At 38.1% G+C, this 18,002-nt stretch carries 8 protein-coding genes; 7 read left to right on the top strand and 1 reads right to left on the bottom strand.

All coding sequences use genetic code 11. The features are described 5' to 3' along the window. Nucleotides 1–274 precede the first annotated feature (274 nt). From ACL9RH_RS22110 to ACL9RH_RS22080, 7 genes are all read left to right on the top strand, one after another. Nucleotides 275–1,819, top strand: a complete 1,545-nt coding sequence (locus ACL9RH_RS22110; protein WP_422695497.1) for a TlpA family protein disulfide reductase — start codon at nt 275–277, stop codon at nt 1,817–1,819. Nucleotides 1,820–1,928: 109 nt separating this feature from the next. Beyond that, the gene (gene rlmD, locus ACL9RH_RS22105; RefSeq protein WP_422695496.1) at nt 1,929–3,338 is read left to right on the top strand and encodes a 23S rRNA (uracil(1939)-C(5))-methyltransferase RlmD; all 1,410 of its coding nucleotides are present in this window, start codon (nt 1,929–1,931) and stop codon (nt 3,336–3,338) included. A 66-nt stretch (nt 3,339–3,404) separates the two neighbouring features. Further along, nucleotides 3,405–3,881 carry a DUF6452 family protein gene (locus ACL9RH_RS22100; RefSeq protein ID WP_422695495.1) on the top strand — a complete coding sequence of 159 codons (477 nt, stop codon included), beginning with the start codon at nt 3,405–3,407 and terminating at the stop codon, nt 3,879–3,881. Beyond that, complete coding sequence (locus ACL9RH_RS22095; RefSeq protein ID WP_422695494.1) at nt 3,847–4,515, top strand: DUF6048 family protein; 669 nt, start codon at nt 3,847–3,849, stop codon at nt 4,513–4,515. Before ACL9RH_RS22100 ends, ACL9RH_RS22095 begins: the two co-directional genes overlap by 35 nt. A 180-nt stretch (nt 4,516–4,695) precedes the next feature. Beyond that, nucleotides 4,696–7,731, top strand: a complete 3,036-nt coding sequence (locus ACL9RH_RS22090) for a reprolysin-like metallopeptidase (protein WP_422695493.1) — start codon at nt 4,696–4,698, stop codon at nt 7,729–7,731. 167 nt (nt 7,732–7,898) lie between these two features. Then, complete coding sequence (locus ACL9RH_RS22085) at nt 7,899–12,329, top strand: GEVED domain-containing protein (protein ID WP_422695492.1); 4,431 nt, start codon at nt 7,899–7,901, stop codon at nt 12,327–12,329. A gap of 240 nt (nt 12,330–12,569) precedes the next feature. Then, nucleotides 12,570–17,246: a GEVED domain-containing protein gene (locus ACL9RH_RS22080; protein ID WP_422695491.1), complete on the top strand. Its 4,677-nt coding sequence runs from the start codon at nt 12,570–12,572 to the stop codon at nt 17,244–17,246. A 119-nt stretch (nt 17,247–17,365) separates the two neighbouring features. Here ACL9RH_RS22080 and coaE read toward each other — a convergent pair whose 3' ends face one another. Beyond that, nucleotides 17,366–17,998 (bottom strand): dephospho-CoA kinase, encoded by a 633-nt coding sequence (gene coaE / locus ACL9RH_RS22075; RefSeq protein ID WP_422695490.1) that lies wholly within the window; start codon nt 17,996–17,998, stop codon nt 17,366–17,368. Nucleotides 17,999–18,002: the final 4 nt, after the last annotated feature.

Genomic DNA, 18,002 nt, shown 5'->3' with positions numbered 1-18,002 from the left:
CATTTTCGGAGGCGATTTTTTGATGAAGACTCTTTTCCTGTTAAAATTTGTTAAGTTATTCAGAAGCTTTGGTATTGTTTATTTAATAAGTATATATTTGGCGGGTAGTTGATTTGTACAATGTATATTTTATCTACATTTTATCAAGGAAAGCGGATGAAAATTATAGGTAAAACATCCCTTTTAACAGGTCATAAGAAAATTTTTAAAAAAAATAACCACTGTGGATTAAGAAGCCCTAAAAAGCTTATTTTTGCATAATATTAAAATTGAAATGAAAAAATATCTTTTATTGTTTATCATCGCGATTTTCGTGATGTCTTGTTCAAAAAAAGTAGAGGTAAAAGGAAAAATTACAGGAAGTTCACCACTGGAAAGAATCGAATTTGTGGAGGCTTCTGGTGTAGGAACCCTGCCTTTGATTAATATAGGTTTAGATAAAGACGGAAATTTCTCAGGAAGCTTTGATGCTCCTAAAGATGGTATGTATGTGATCAACTATGCCAACAAGCAGAATTTGATCTATCTTGAAGGAGGACAAAAAGTAAATATCTCTGGAAATGCAATGACTTTCCCTAATGAGTTTGTTATTACAGGAGATGCTAAAAAGAACAATGATTTCCTTGCAGGAAGCCAGAAGTTTTTAGCTGAATATGGTAACAAAGTTAACTTAGGAGCATTAATGAGCGGAGACGAAGCTGCCTTTGTAAAAGGAATGCAGAAAGTTGAAGCAGATATCAACAAAAATATTGATGAACTTGCTCAGAAAAATAATCCAAGCAAAGGACTTTTGGAGTGGAAGAAAAACGATGCTAAAGTAACAATTCTGAACCTTCTTGCGAACTATGAAATGTCGCACGGGCCAATGTCTGGAAACCCATCTTACAAAGCTTCTAAAGCTTTTAAGGACTATGAAGCAAAATTAGATAACGATAAAGAGGCGATGGTAAAATCAATCCCGCTTTACAGACAATATCTTCTTGTGAAAATGACTCCTGATTTCCAAAAATATGCAGAAGCAAATAGCAAAGGAAAAACAGGAATCACAACTTCTGAAATGTTTGCTCAGTACCTGAAAACTCAGAAAGATTTATCACAAACAGCTAAAGATTATCTTTTAGCATTTGTAATGGCTCAGGCAGACATTCACCCAACAACTACAGGAGCAAATATTGATAAGATCAAAAAAATCATTGATTCAGATATCAAAGATGCTACTATTAAAAGTGACCTGTTAAAAATGCAGGTGGCAATTACAGGACTTAAAATTGGAGAAGCAGCTCCGGAAGCAGCTTTAGTAAAGCAAGACGGGAAAGCTTATAACCTTTCTGAAAACAAAGGAAAACCTTATATGTTATTCTTCTACGCTTCATGGAACCCTTATATCGGTGAAGCTACAGTACCTGTTCTAAAAGAAGTTATCAACTTCTATAAATCTAAAATGAACTTTGTATTTGTAAACGTAGACGATACTAAAGATCAGTTTATCAAAACGAGCAACTCTTTACTAAAAGGTGTTCAGGGTGTAAACGTATACGGTGAAAAAGGAATGGAATCTGATATCGCTAAAAAATATGGTGTATACGGATTTAAGTTACCTTGTTTTGTAATCATCGATAAAGATGGTAAAATTGCCAGCAGATCTTTTGTCAACTTAGGGGAGCCAGAACTGGTAACTATTTTGGATAAACTTACGGGGCTTTCAGCACCAAAAGTAGAACCTACTATGCAGCAGATCCAGCCACAATTGCAAGTTGCTGACCCTTCTGCTCAACAGCAGGCTCCGCAGCAAGCAAATCCGCAGCCGGCTAAAAAATAATAAACTTTAACACAGTATAGAAACCTTATCCTCGGATAAGGTTTTTTTTATTGTATTTTTGCAAAATGGGACCGATAGGTTTCCGTATTAGAAAAATAGAATTTGTAGAATGAGAAAGAAGAAAAATAATATTATTCTTGAAAATATTAAACTGTTAACAGCCGGAGCAAAAGGAGTTGCCATTGGTAAAACGGAGGATGGTAAAACAGTATTGGTTTCGGGAGCAATTCCAGGAGATGTTGTTAATGTTAAAGTCAAAAAATCCAAATCCAAATATTATGAAGGAGAAGCGGTAGATGTTTTGGAAAAATCGCCGTTCAGAGTAGATGCTAAATGCGTTCACTTCGGAACTTGTGGAGGATGCAAATGGCAGAATATGAGCTATGAAAAACAGCTAGACTTTAAGCAGGAAGAAGTATATAACAATATTAAAAGAATTGGTGGTATTGAAGACTTTGAAACCGTATCTATTTTAGGTTCTGCAGAACAGTATTTTTATAGAAATAAGATGGAATTCTCTTTCTCCAATGCAAGATGGCTTACTCAGTATGAGATCAGTTCAGAAGAAAATTTTGGAAGTAAAGACGCTTTAGGATTCCATATTCCAGGAATGTGGAGCAAGATTTTAGATCTTAAAGAATGTTTCCTTCAGGAAGATCCTTCCAACTCAATAAGATTGGCGGTAAAAGAATATAGCGTTAATAACGGATTAGACTTTTTTGATGTAAGAAATCATGAAGGGTTTTTAAGAACCCTGATGATGAGACAGAACTCTAAGGGGGAATGGATGGTTCTTTTCCAACTGTACAGAGAAGAAAAAGAAAACAGAGAAAAACTTTTTGAATTCCTGTTGGAGAAATTCCCACAGATCAAAACATTGGTATACGCAATCAATCCAAAACCTAATGACTCAATTTATGATCTGGATATTAATGTATACTTCGGTGATGGTTATTTAATGGAAGAAATGGATGGACTTAAATTTAAAATTGGTCCAAAATCGTTTTTCCAGACCAACTACAAGCAGGCTTTAGAACTTTACAGAAAAACATTAGAGTTTGCTGATCTTAAAGGAGATGAAGTTGTTTATGACCTTTATACAGGAACAGGAACTATTGCCCAATATGTAGCCAGAAATGCAAAACACGTCATAGGAATTGAAGCTGTGCAGGAAGCCATTGATGCTGCTATAGAACACGCTGAATTGAATGGGCTTACCAACACAACATTCTATTGTGGAGATATGAAGAACGTCTTTAATGATGAGTTCCTTGAAAATCACCCAAAAGCTGATGTGTTGATTACCGATCCTCCAAGAGACGGAATGCATCAGAAAGTAGTAGAACAGATTTTAAAACTGTCACCGGAAAAAATTGTTTACGTAAGCTGTAATTCTGCAACACAGGCTAGAGACCTTGCTTTAATGAAAGATCATTATACTCTGGTTAAAATATTACCTGTTGATATGTTCCCGCAAACACACCACGTGGAGAATATTGCATTGTTGGTGAAAAAATAAATTTATTTAAATTTGAATTTCAGATCGCCAGTTCCATCTGACTAGATAAAAAATAATAATATACAGATGAAGTATTTTAAATTTTTCATACTTACCTGCCTTTTAGGAATGCTCTTTTCTTGTGGAGGGGATGATGATATTTGTGAAAGCGGAGAAGGAACTCCCAGAATGAGGGTGAGTTTTAAAAAATTAGGTTCAGATAAGACAACTACTATAGACTCTTTATATGTAGCAGTGGATTATGGTTCAGGAAAAGTTCAGTTGGGAGGTCTGGGGAATATAGATTCAAGACTTATTCCTTTAAGAGTAGATGAGTCTCCATACACAGATGTATACTTTAGACTTACTAATAAAGGAGCTGAATCCAAAGTAAGAGTATCATATACAACCAAATCTACGTATGTATCTCCTGGCTGTGGAATCAAAAAGTACTATGAGAATTTAAAATCAGAATTAATCACTCCGAATCCTGTTCAGAATGTGGAAGACGGGTTAAATCAAATAGAGAATGAAGATAAGACTAATCTTTACCTTGTTTTTTAGTTTTTTAGGAATAATAAGCTGGGCACAGGACAAAAAAGGAGAAGATAAAAATAAGAAGACACACTTTAAATATGAGCCCAATTTTATGGTTGGTCTTGATGTTCTGAATACCGGAATGGGCTTTTTTTCGGACAGAAAGCTCTATCAGGGTTTTATTTCTTCAAAAATTAAAGAAAATGTTCATGCAGTTGCAGAGGCAGGTTTTGAGAAGAATATATATCAGAAGAACGGATACGATGCTAAAGTAAATGGTCCCTTTGTTAAATTGGGAGGATTCTATATGCTTGCGAAAGATGCTGAAAATGAATTCAACGGTTTTTATGTAGGAGGAAAAGTTGCCGGATCATTCTATAAGCAGGAATATATGTCTGTTCCCGTTCGTGGATTTGGTGGAAGTAATTCATCCGAGGCTTTCCCTTCGTCATCACAGTCTTCTTTTTGGTTGGAAGGAACTTTGGGTGGAAGAGTTCAGCTGTTTGAATCCAATTTTTATATAGACGTTAATCTTCAACCAAGATATTTAGTATATACTTCCAAGCAGGATGATATCTATCCGATGATTGTTCCAGGGTTTGGAAGAAGTTCTTCTAAATTTAATATGGGATTTGCATGGAATATTGCATATAAGTTTTAGAGATATAAAATCTTAATCTTTACATTATAAAAAATACAAACTCCAGTATATGCTGGAGTTTGTATTTTTTATAATGAATGTGATGGATGTGTATATTTTGTTAATAAATATTAAAGTATTTATTAAGTGTAATGTATAAATTAGCTATATTTGGCAAAAATTATAATTGTGTTTTAATTTATGAAAAGAGTATTTACTGCCTTAGTGTGTACTTTGATTAGTGGAGCCGCGTTTGGACAATGGACGCCAACTTCATTAAAAAAAGCGGACAATAACAAAAGAAGTACTGGACTTAACCTAGAACAATCTAATATTAAAAGTAATGGTTACTTTAAATTAGATATGAATTTGTTAAGATCTCAGTTGAAGAATGCACAGGAAATGGGTGCAAATGCAACCCCTGTAGTAATTTCTCTTCCTACTATTAATGGGAAGATTGAAAGATTTAATGTATATAGTTTTCCGGTAGTTGTAAAAGAACTTGCGGATAAGTATGAATTAGGATCTTATGTGGGAACAAGCGTTGAGGATCCTACTAAATATTTAAGATTTAGTGTTGGCGCTAATGATTTCCAATCGATGATGATTCATGGCGGTAAGTATGAATTTATTGAACCGCTTTCTAGTGATAGAACAGTATATGGTGTTCACCCTAAATCGACAAAAGATAAAAGCGGTTTCTTATGTTCTACTGAGGAATCACCTGCAGCTAAACAGGAAATAAACGCCCTGTTAGCCAAAGGACAGTCATTCTCAAATCAGACAACAAACTTTGCTAAAAGTTCTGATAAGAAATACAGAACGATGAGATTGGTAATTTCTGTTACAGGAGAATATACTCAGTTTTTTGCGACTCAGGCAGGGTTGCCGGCTACTGCTACCGATGATCAGAAGAAAGCTGCTGCACTCGTTGCGATGAATGCAACTTTAACTAGAGTAAACGGTGTCTTTGAAAAAGATTTTGCCTTACACTTAAACTTACAGAACTTCCCGGGTATAATTTATACGAACGCTGCTACAGATCCTTATTCGGCTGCCGGACCTGGTGTTGCCGGAGCTTGGAATACAGAATTGCAGACTACTTTGACAGCCAATGTTGGAAATGCTAATTATGATATCGGACATTTATTTGGAGCCTCAGGAGGTGGAGGAAATGCAGGATGTATAGGATGTGTATGTGTTAATCCTGTATCCAGTACTTCTAAAGCTAAAGGATCAGGTTTTACTTCTCCAGGAAATGGCCAACCACAAGGTGATAGTTTTGATATAGATTATGTTGCCCATGAAATGGGACACCAATTAGGAGGTAATCACACTTTCTCTCATAATATTGAGGGAAGTGGAGTAAATATGGAGCCTGGTTCAGGATCTACTATTATGGGGTATGCTGGTATTACAGGTCCTGATACAGATGTTCAGCCTAATTCAGATCCTTATTTCCATAAAGCAAGTATTGGACAGGTTCAAGCTAACCTAATTGCAAAGACTTGTGATATAGAAACTCCAATTACAAATAATCCTCCAGTAATTACTGATCTTCCAACATTTAATATTCCTAAGGCTACAGCTTTTGTTTTGACAGCTTCAGCTACCGATCCAGAAAACGATCCAATAACCTATTCTTGGGAAGAAGTTGATGATGCAGCACTTTCAATTGATAAATTTAACTTGGGGAATACAAAAACAGGAGCGTCATTCCGATCTGCCCCTCCAAGTATATCCCCAACAAGATATTTCCCGAAATTTACTTCTGTAATGAATGGGTTCTTGAACAATGCAAACAATACGTGGGAAGCTGTATCAACGGTAGCAAGAACAACAAACTACGCTGTAACGGTAAGGGATAATAATCCTAATATAGCTCAGCAACAATCAGCTTTCAAAGTTCAATCTGTTGTTGTAGGAGATAACGGACCTTTCAGATTGGCTAATCAATATGCTGCAGCTAATACTCCAACTCCGATTCAGTGGATCGTAGCAAATACTAACGGTGCTCCTTACAATGTATCTAACGTAAAGATTGATTACACTACTGATAATGGAGCAACTTGGAATTTATTATCTGCTTCAACTCCTAATGATGGTACTGAGAACTTTACGTTCCCAGCTGCATTGAACGGACAGACTATTAAAGTTAGAATTACTTCAATTGGAAATATTTTCTATGCGGTTGGACCAGTTACATTTACGACTCTTTCAGCATGTAATAGCAATGCTCCTACTAATGTAACAGTAAGTAATATAACGGTATCTTCTGCAAGCGTTTCCTGGATGTCTTATATTGGTGCAACTTACAAAGTGCGTTATAGAAAAGTAGGAACAACTGTATGGACAGAGGCTACAACGCCGGTTCCTTCAATCAATATAGATAATTTAATAGATGGGTTAACGTATGAAGTTCAGGTAGCTATCGTGTGTGATTCTACAGTAGGAACTTATTCTGCGTCTGTTAACTTTACGACACCAGCAATTTCTTACTGTGAAGCTGCTTCAAATGAAGATACCTTTGAATATATTGCCAATGTAACACTTGCTAATTTAAATAACACTTCATCAAACAGTGTATATACCAATTATACAACGAATACAGCTCTTCAGGTTAACCTTACAAAAGGAAACACTTATCCTATTTCTGTAAAGGTAGGTAATCCTGATGCTGCGGATTATGATGCAGTAGCTGCTTTCATTGATTATAACAAAGATGGTATTTTCAGTGATAATGAAAGAATATTAAACTATCCTGTAACATTAACTCAGCCAGGAGCAGTAATCAATGGATCATTTACGGTACCGGCTACTGCTTTTGAAGGTGAGCCTGTAAGAATGAGAGTAGTAGCGTTTTATGTAGGTGCTGGTACTGGTGGAGTAAATGTAGGACTATCATTACCTGCAGATTACCTTTGTGGTGTTAATTTTGGATATGGAGAGGTAGAAGATTATAATGTTTTGATTACAAGTAATCTTTCAACTTCAGAAGCTAATGTGAAAAATAATGGTATTCAGATTTATCCAAACCCTGCAACTGATTTCTTAAATGTAACGAAAGTTTCAGATAGAGCTACTTATAAAATTTACAGTGCTGCTGGACAATTAGTAAATAGCGGAAATATTAATAATGGAAAAATTAATGTTTCATCTTTAGTTAAAGGTGGATATGTAATTACAGTAGATGAGAAAGGCATTGAGCAATTCAAATCTAAATTCATTAAAAAATAGAGTTAATTCTTAAATATTATTAAATCCCCGGGCCTCCCCGGGGATTTCTTTATTTAAAGCATAAGTGGAATTATTATTGGTTTTTTTCAAAAAAAATCTAATTGTAGCTTTAAATTAATAATAAAAAATGATTAGATTTGTGTAATCAACATTATAATCATGACATTATGAAGAAACTTTTTACCTCTTTAATCTTGTTTCTCTGTTTGATTTGTACAGGCTTTGTTTCCAAAGTCTCAGCTCAGGCAGGCCAGATTGGGACAGGAACAGGTACCTCCGTGTATCTTCCCATACGTTCCTATTATGGATATAGTTATTCTCAGCAGATTTACACGGCTGCTGAAGTTTCGGCGGCAATCGGAACCTCTACCTATATCACATCCATAAAATTTTACGTCAATACGGTATCCCAATCCCAGGATGTTTATAAAGACTGGGTTGTGTATATGGGGAATACCACCCAAACGGCTTTTGCATCTGCTACAAACTGGGTACCTTTCAGTTCTTTAACGCAGGTGTATGCTGGAGACCTGCCTACCATTAGTAATGGTAATTGGGTGACTTTACAGCTAAGTACTCCGTTTACATGGAATGGAACAGACAATCTGGTGATTGCTGTTAACGAAAAAACTCCGGGTTATTCAGATTCGCCAGGTACTGCTTGGGGATCTTATAATGTAACCGGGGGTAACCGAGGAATGGTGTACTATGAAGATTCGAACAATCCAAACCCAGCATCACCACCTCCTGCATCCGATGTAGTTTCCAGCATTCCTAGAGTGCAGTTGGTGAGTCATTTGCTGACTGCCTGTACAGGAGCTGCACCAGCTAATATTGCTGTTGGAAATCTTACCGCCACTACTGCTAATGTAAGTTGGAATACCGCTACAGGAGCAACCTACATTGTTAGATACAGACCTGTTGCCGGAGGGCCATGGGTAACCATCAATGTAACGGGAACTCTTGTCGGAAACCAGATAATTACAGGATTAACCGAGCAGACGGCGTATGAAGTTCAGGTAGCTACTGTTTGTGGTGGAACCGCAGGGGCCTTTTCTCCTAGTGTTAACTTTACAACTCCTGCCTTGTCTTATTGTACTGCAGCTTCTACAAGTACTTATGTAGATGGTTATATCAGTCAGGTAGCAGTAAATGGACAGGGAGCTCCTTCTATGGTAAGCAATTCTGTAGAAAGTATGTATACGGATTACAGTACAGATCCATCAAGACTGGTTACTTTAGCAAGAGGTACTAATGGTACTGTTTCAGTTTCTAAAGGCTGGCCTGGTTATCAATATGGGTTTGCAACAGGAGTCTGGATCGATTTTAATAGAAATGGAGTTTTTGAATCGAATGAAAAAGTATTAACTTCAGGAAGTAATACAACGACTCCAGTAACAGCTACTTTCCCTGTTCCTGCAGCGGGATCAGGAGTATATATGGGTAACCTTACTACCAAAATGCGCGTAGTTCTGAATGAATCCAGTACAACTGCTGCATGTGGAACCTTCTACTATGGAGAGGTAGAAGATTATGCAGTGAAATTAATAGATCTGGCAACTTGTACATCAGCGCCGCCTACGAACATTTCAGTAAATAACTTGACTCCAACTTCAGCGAATGTTACTTGGACTTCAGCATCAAATGCCACATATATCGTCAGATACAGACCAGTATCTGGTGGAGCTTGGATAAGTGTTAACGTAGGAACATTGATAAGTAATGCTTTACTGACAAATTTACTTGAACAAACTCAATACGAAGTTCAGATTGCCACTGTTTGTGGTGGTGTAACGGGAGCGTACTCAACAAGTGTGAATTTTACAACTCCTGCTATTACTTATTGTACTGCAAACCCTACAAGTAATACTGCTACAAGTGGCTATATCAATAATGTAACTCTTACTCCTACCAATACCCCTATCATGGTAAGTGATTCGGGAACTGACGGATATAAAGATTACACTGGAGATGCTACAAGATTAGTAATTATGGAAAGAGGTTCTGCCAACAATAAAATCTCTGTTAATAAATACTGGCCAGGTACTACAAGTTCTTATGCTGTTTCTGCCTGGATAGACTTTAACAGAAACGGAACTTTTGAGACGAGTGAAAGAGTTTTAAATACAACTTATAATACTACAACCCCTGTAACGGCTACTTTCTCAGTACCTACTTCTGCAAGTGGTAATGTTTACTTGGGTACACTCAACACCCGTATGCGTGTTGTGATGAGATATTTTGACAATGCGAATGCTTGTGGAACTTTCACTCAGGGTGAGGTTGAAGATTATGCTGTTAAATTTGTAGATTCTCAAACATGTACAACAGCTGCTCCAACGAACATTACAGTGAACAGCCTTACCGCTAGTACAGCAACGGTATCTTGGGTTTCTACAGTAGGAGCAACTTATACGATCAGATATAGAGTCTCTCCAAGTGGAACTTGGCAGACAATTACTGTACCGGCAGGTCAGAACTTCTATACTATTACCGGATTAACAGAACAGACTACTTATGATGTTCAGGTTTCTACGAAGTGTGGCACATCCACAGGATCCTATTCATCTTCAGTAACCTTTACAACACCGCCATTGTCTTACTGTCAGATGACAGGTTCAGGAACGAATGATCACATTTCAAATGTGACGGTAACGTCTTCGAATCCTGGAGTTCCTGTGATGAACAATACATCGGTGCAGACGAACTATATCAGCTACACAACCCCACAAACTCTAATTACATTAGATGTTAATTCCATCAATAATAAGATTTCTGTGGCAAAAGGCTGGACCGGTGCAACCGGAAATGACGCTGTAACCGTTTGGATCGATTTTGACCGTAACGGTCAGTTTACCGATGCTGAGAAAATTTTAACTTCAGCCGCAAGTACAACAACTCCTGTAACAGGAACTTTCCCTGTTCCTTCCACTGCTTATACAGGCCCACTGACTACAACAATGAGAGTTGTATTGAAGCGTACAAATGCACCTGTAATGTGTCAGAATGCAGTAGACGGAGAAGTAGAGGATTACAGAGTAAAAATACGACCTTGTAGTAATGCTACGCCAAATGCACCTACCTTTACAACGACCCATAATTCTGTAGTGGTAAATATTACAGGGGTAGGAATAAGCTACGTAGTGAGATATAGAGTACAGGGAACAACAGCATGGACTCAGATATATGCATCTACATTATTAGGCAACCTTCCACTTACGATCAATGGACTGATTCCAGCGACGACTTACGAAGTAGAAGTAGCAGCAATTTGTGGAGATGTTGCAGGAACTGCAACGCCAATTAAGACTTTCACAACACGATGCGATCCAACCCCGCCAAGTGTTACCGTAACGAATATTACTCCAACTACAGGTTTGATTACATGGAATCCAATTGTACCAAGTGCTACTTATTATATGAGATGGAGAAAAGTAGGAACGACAACATGGAATAATGTTAATCTTCCGGCGGCTCCTACCAATACTTATGTACTTGGAAGTGTAGCTCCTTTAGAGCCGTATACAACTTATGAAGTACAGATTGCCAATATGTGTAACGGAGAGACGACACTGAACCCTTATTCAAATCCAAAAGTATTTACCACGGAAAGAATATGTCAGTTACCTCCTCCTGGATTAACCATTACTCAGTTGTTACCAACTACTGCGGATGTTAAGTGGGATCCGTTCCCAGGAGCGACTTATGTTCTTCGATACAGAAAAGTAGGTATTCCAAGCTGGACTGAAGTACCTTCATTGGTCAACAATTTAGTACTAACTGGTTTAACAGAGTTAACCAAGTATGAAATGCAGGTTGTTAATATCTGTAATGGAACACCTGGAACGTATACTCCTCCATACTACTTTACCACCCCAACAGTTATTTACTGTAAAATGTCTTCAGGTAGCTCAACGGGAGAATATATCTCAAAAGTTACAGTGAATCCAAATGGTAAGAAGCAAATGGTGAATGAATCTTTGGCATCTACTTATACCGATTATACCGGAGTTCCTAAGACGTTCATTGAGCTTATCCAGGGATCCACCGATAATGAGATCATCATCGAGAAGAAATGGACAGGTCCAACTTACAATGAAGGAATAGCAGTTTGGATCGATTTCAACAGAAACGGAGAATTCGATATCAACGAAAGAGTGTTCTCTTCCTCACCGAATATGACCAGTCCTGTATCAGGGAAGTTCAATGTTCCTACCGATGCTTTTGTAAGCATGACGGATTACAAATATGTAGTAATGAGAGTGGCGATGGAGAGAGATGGAATCCCTGTTAACTGCTTAAGCTTTAAGAATGGAGAGGTTGAAGACTATACGGTAAGAATTTCTAAACCTGTTGTTGCGAATCCTCTGGATCAGACCAGTATCATGATTTACCCTAACCCTGTAAGTTCCGTCTTGTATGTTAAGAATATCAGCAAGCGTGCTAAATACAAGATTTACAATACTGCAGGTCAGGTGATCGCTGATGGAATTTTACTAAACAACCAGATCAACGTTAGCAAGCTGATCAATGGTGTTTATGTCATCGACATTGAAGATAACGGTAATACTGTTCAGAAGAAATTTATCAAAGAATAGTTTAATCAATTCTCATTATAGAATAAGCCTCCGGAAACGGGGGCTTATTTTTTTTGTTATTAATATTTTTCAGATAGATTCTTAAAGTTATGTTTTTTATTCAATTTGGTTAAAATTGTAAACATCTTTAATGCAGTTGTTTTTTTATTGATGATTTGTTAATTGAATGTCTTTTGTGTATTGTTTTATGATTTGAAAAGCTTAATTTTGTGTGATTATTATAAAATTATTATAAAAACTATGAAGAAACTTTTTACTTCTTTAGTACTGTTTCTTTGGTTGGTCTTTGGGTTGTCCTTGCATGCCCAGGTGGTAACCATTGGCACAGGAACTAGTACACAGCGGTACCCTTTGACTCCTTATTACGGATATCAAAGGTCTGCGTCGCTCTATACTGCTGCAGAAATAAACACTCCGGCCGGAGGAAGTATCCTATCTGTAGGATGGGAAGCTACCGCAACAATGAACATTGCCATGCCGGTTAAAGTGTATTTAAAATCTGTACCAGCAACGACTACAGCCATCACGGCTCAATCTTGGAACACGATAACCACTGGAGCTACTTTGGTATACAGTGCAAACGTAACCAGTTTGGCAGTTGGATGGAATACTCTTCAATTACAGCTTCCTTACAATTACAATGGAACGGATAATCTGATGGTTTTGGTAGAAACCAACTACGGAGGATCCGGAGGAGGATCTGGATTGACAGGGGCTGGCTTTAAATACAGTACGGCTACAGCAAGCCATATGTATTTCGAAGCAGATACTACCGCGCCTACCGGAAACGGTACGGTGACTGCAAACAGACCTAATGTACAGCTGACTTTCGGTACGCCACCTACATGTTTATCTATGCCTCCAGGGGGAACTTTATCCATGGGTGCAATAACAACAACAAGTGCTGTATTGAACTGGACTGCTTTTTCGTATGTGCCAGCAGGAGGGTATGATATTTACTATAGTACGACAAACACAGCTCCTACAGCTGCAACCCCTCCATCACAGAATGTTCCTACCGGAACGACTGCAACACTATCACCTTTAGCGCCCGATACAACATACTATGTATGGATAAGAGCAAAATGTAGTGCTACGAACCAAAGTACATGGACTGCTCCTATCAGCTTTACAACACCTCCTACTTGTCCGCCTATGCCTGCGACAGGATCGTTATCTATTGGAACGGTAACACCAACAAGCGCAGTATTGAATTGGACTGCGTTCTCGTATGTACCGGCAGGAGGATATGACATTTATTACAGTACAACAAACACCGCTCCAACAGGAGCAACTGTACCTTCCCAGAATGTACCTTCCGGAACTACAGCAACGCTTTCGCCACTAAATCCTAATACAACCTACTACGCATGGGTAAGAGCAAGATGTAGTGCAACAGATCAAAGTGCATGGAAAGGACCACTTTCTTTCTATACTGGATATTGTGTGCCTACAGGTGGTACTTCAAATACAGCTTATTACCTGAATAACATTAATACGACAGGTGGTATTGCGAATTTAAATTACACTGCAAACACTTATGTAGCATATGTAAATAACTCTACAACCGTAGTTTCAGCTATTCCTACAACTTCTGTAACAGTGAATCTTGCATCTGCAGGAAACAATACATATTACTATTATATTTGGGTTGACTGGAATAATGACATGAATTTCAATGGTCCTGGCGAAACTATTCTCGCTACTACCAGCTATACAGCTACTGCAACAGGAACTATTCCAATTCCGGCAGGACAGGCTCCTGGAAACTATAGAGTAAGAATGGGAACATCTTATTCTGGAAATCTTACTTCTTGTGGACCTGCTGCTTCTGGTAACTATGTAGACTTTACATTAAATGTTATTGCTTTACAGCCATGTTCTGCAGCCCCTCCAAGTAACATCGCTGTTTCGAATCTTACTGCAAGTACAGCTCTTGTAAGCTGGGTTCCTGCAATTGGAGCAACTTATGTATTGAGATATAAAAAGATTACAGATGCTACATGGACAACAATTAACATTACAACTCCGCTTGCAAATAGCCAGATACTTACCAACTTAGTAGATCAGACTCAGTATGAGGTTCAGCTTGCTACTATTTGTGGAAGTTCTACAGGAGCGTACTCAACAAGTGTGAATTTTACAACTCCTGCATTAACTTATTGTACTGCAAACCCTACAGGTAATACTTCTACCAGTGCTTATATCAATAATGTAACTGTAACTCCGGTGAACACTCCTATTATGGTAAGTGATTCAGGATCGGACGGATATAAAGATTACACTGGAGATGCTACAAGAGTTGTTATTTTAGAAAGAGGTTCTGGAAACACAAATAAAATCTCTGTTAATAAATACTGGCCAGGTACTACAAGTTCTTATGGAGTTTCTGCCTGGATAGACTTTAACAGAAACGGAGTTTTTGAAACAAGTGAAAGAGTTTTAAATACGACTGCCAATACTACAACTCCTGTGACAGCTACTTTCCCTGTTCCTAATGCTGCAGGTGGAGTGTATACAGGAACACAGCCAACGCGTATGCGTGTTGTGATGAGTACAAGTAGTACTAATAATGCTTGTGGAACTTTCACTCAGGGTGAGGTTGAAGATTATACGGTTAGATTCGTAGATCCTCAAACATGTACAACAGCTGCTCCAACGAACATTACAGTGAACGGTCTTACCGCTACTACAGGAACAGTATCGTGGGTTGCCACTTCAGGAGCAACTTACACGATCAGATATAGAGTCTCTCCAAGTGGAACTTGGCAGACAATTACTTTACCGGCAGGTCAGAACTTCTATACCATTACCGGATTAACAGAACAGACTACTTATGATGTTCAGGTTTCTACGAAGTGTGGCACATCCACAGGATCCTATTCATCTTCAGTAACCTTTACAACACCGCCATTGTCTTACTGTCAGATGACAGGTTCAGGAACGAATGATCACATTTCAAATGTGACGGTAACGTCTTCGAATCCTGGAGCTCCTGTGATGAACAATACATCGGTGCAGACGAACTATATCAGCTACACAACCCCACAAACTCTAATTACATTAGATGTAAATTCCATCAATAATAAGATTTCTGTGGCAAAAGGTTGGACTGGTTCAACCGGAAACGATGCTGTAACGGTTTGGATTGATTTTGACAGAAACGGTCAGTTTACCGATGCTGAGAAAATTTTAACTTCAGCCGCAAGTACAACAACTCCTATAACAGGAACATTCAGTGTGCCTTCTACAGCGTATACAGGCCCACTAACAACTACAATGAGAGTTGTATTAAAACGTACAAGTGCACCTGTAATGTGTCAGAATGCAGTAGATGGAGAAGTAGAGGACTACCGAGTAAAAATACGTCCTTGTAGTAATGCTACGCCAAGTGCTCCTACATTTACAACGACCCATACTTCTGCAACAGTAAATATTACAGGGGTAGGAGTGAGTTATGTAGTGAGATACCGAGTACAGGGAACAACAGCATGGACTCAGGTATACGCATCGACATTATTAGGAAACCTTCCACTTACGATCAATGGACTGATTCCAGCGACGACTTACGAAGTAGAAGTAGCTGCGATTTGTGGAGATGTTGTAGGTACTGCAACGCCAATCAAGACTTTCACAACACGATGCGATCCAACCCCGCCAAGTGTTACCGTAACGAATATTACTCCAACTACAGCATTAATTACATGGAACCCAACTGTACCAAGTGCTACTTATTATATGCAATGGAGAAAAGTAGGAACGACAACATGGAATAATGTTAATCTTCCAGCTCCACCTACCAATACTTATGTACTTGGAAGTGTAATTCCTTTAGAGCCGTATACAACTTACGAATTACAGATTGCCAATATGTGTAACGGAGAGACGACACTGAACCCTTATTCAAATCCAAAAGTATTTACCACGGAAAGAATATGTCAGTTACCTCCTCCTGGATTAACCATTACTCAGTTGTTGCCAACTACTGCAGATGTTAAGTGGGATCCGTTCCCAGGAGCGACTTATGTTCTTCGATACAGAAAAGTAGGTATTCCAAGCTGGACTGAAGTACCTTCATTGGTCAACAATTTAGTACTAACTGGTTTGACAGAGCTAACAAAGTATGAAATGCAGGTTGTTAATATCTGTAATGGAACACCTGGAACGTATACTCCTCCATACTACTTTACCACCCCAACAGTTATTTACTGTAAAATGTCTTCAGGTAGTTCAACGGGAGAATATATCTCAAAAGTTACAGTGAATCCAAATGGTAAGAAGCAGATGGTGAATGAATCTTTGGCATCTACTTATACCGATTATACCGGAGTTCCTAAGACGTTCATCGAGCTTATCCAGGGATCCACTGATAATGAGATCATCATCGAGAAGAAATGGACAGGTCCAACTTACAATGAAGGAATAGCAGTTTGGATCGATTTCAACAGAAACGGAGAATTTGATATCAACGAAAGAGTGTTCTCTTCCTCACCGAATATGACCAGTCCTGTATCAGGGAAGTTCAATGTTCCTACCGATGCTTTTGTAAGTATGACAGATTACAAATATGTAGTAATGAGAGTGGCAATGGAGAGAGATGGAATTCCTGTTAACTGCTTAAGCTTTAAGAATGGAGAGGTTGAAGACTATACGGTAAGAATTTCTAAACCTGTTGTTGCGAATCCTCTGGATCAGACCAGTATCATGATTTACCCTAACCCTGTAAGTTCCGTCTTGTATGTTAAGAATATCAGCAAGCGTGCTAAATACAAGATTTACAATACTGCAGGTCAGGTGATCGCTGATGGAATTTTACTAAACAACCAGATCAACGTTAGCAAGCTGATCAATGGTGTTTATGTCATCGACATTGAAGATAACGGTAATACTGTTCAGAAGAAATTTATCAAAGAATAGTTTAATCAATTCTCATTATAGAATAAGCCTCCGGAAACGGAGGCTTATTTTTTTGAATGATAATTAATACTTTCTGTTTACATAAAAAAACTCGTCAGAAATATTTCTGACGAGTTTTTTTATTCAATATTAAAGATGACTTTTTCTGTCTGTTCCTTTAATTCTTCCAAATTGGTGTTGTTGTAGATAATGCAATCTGCCATCTTGATTTTATCTTTCTCAGACATCTGCTTTTCCATTACAGATTCTACTTCACGGTAAGTTTTGTTATCCCGGTCCATCACTCTTTTGATTCTGATATTGTCCTCAGCGGTTACCAAAAGAGACTTGTAACATTGTCTGTTTAGCTTTAGCTCAAACAACAATGCCGTTTCTTTGAAAACCAGATATTTGGTTTGTTTCTTTACCCAATTTTCAAAGTCGATCCGTACCGCAGGATGAATGATTTCATTTAATTGATGAAGAAGTTCTTTATCATTAAAAACTTTTCCTCCTACAAATTTTCTGTCATAAAGCCCATTCTCATCATAAGACTCTTCACCAAGAAGTTCTTTGATTTTTTTCTTGAGCTCCTCACTCTCATTTACAATAGCTTTTGCCCTGTCATCAGAATAGTAAACCGGAAAGCCGAATTCTTCAATATAATGAGCTACGGTGGTCTTTCCTGAACCAATCCCACCTGTTAATCCTATGATCTTGGGTGCCGCTGGTTCCGGATCTGCCTGTGGTGTTTCTGAATGTAATTCTTCCATAAGT

It is taken from the genome of Chryseobacterium sp. Mn2064, assembly GCF_049319685.1.
Classification (GTDB): Bacteria; Bacteroidota; Bacteroidia; order Flavobacteriales; family Weeksellaceae; genus Chryseobacterium.
Note: the sequence above shows the minus strand (reverse complement) of the source record. Positions and strands in the feature narration are given on the sequence as shown.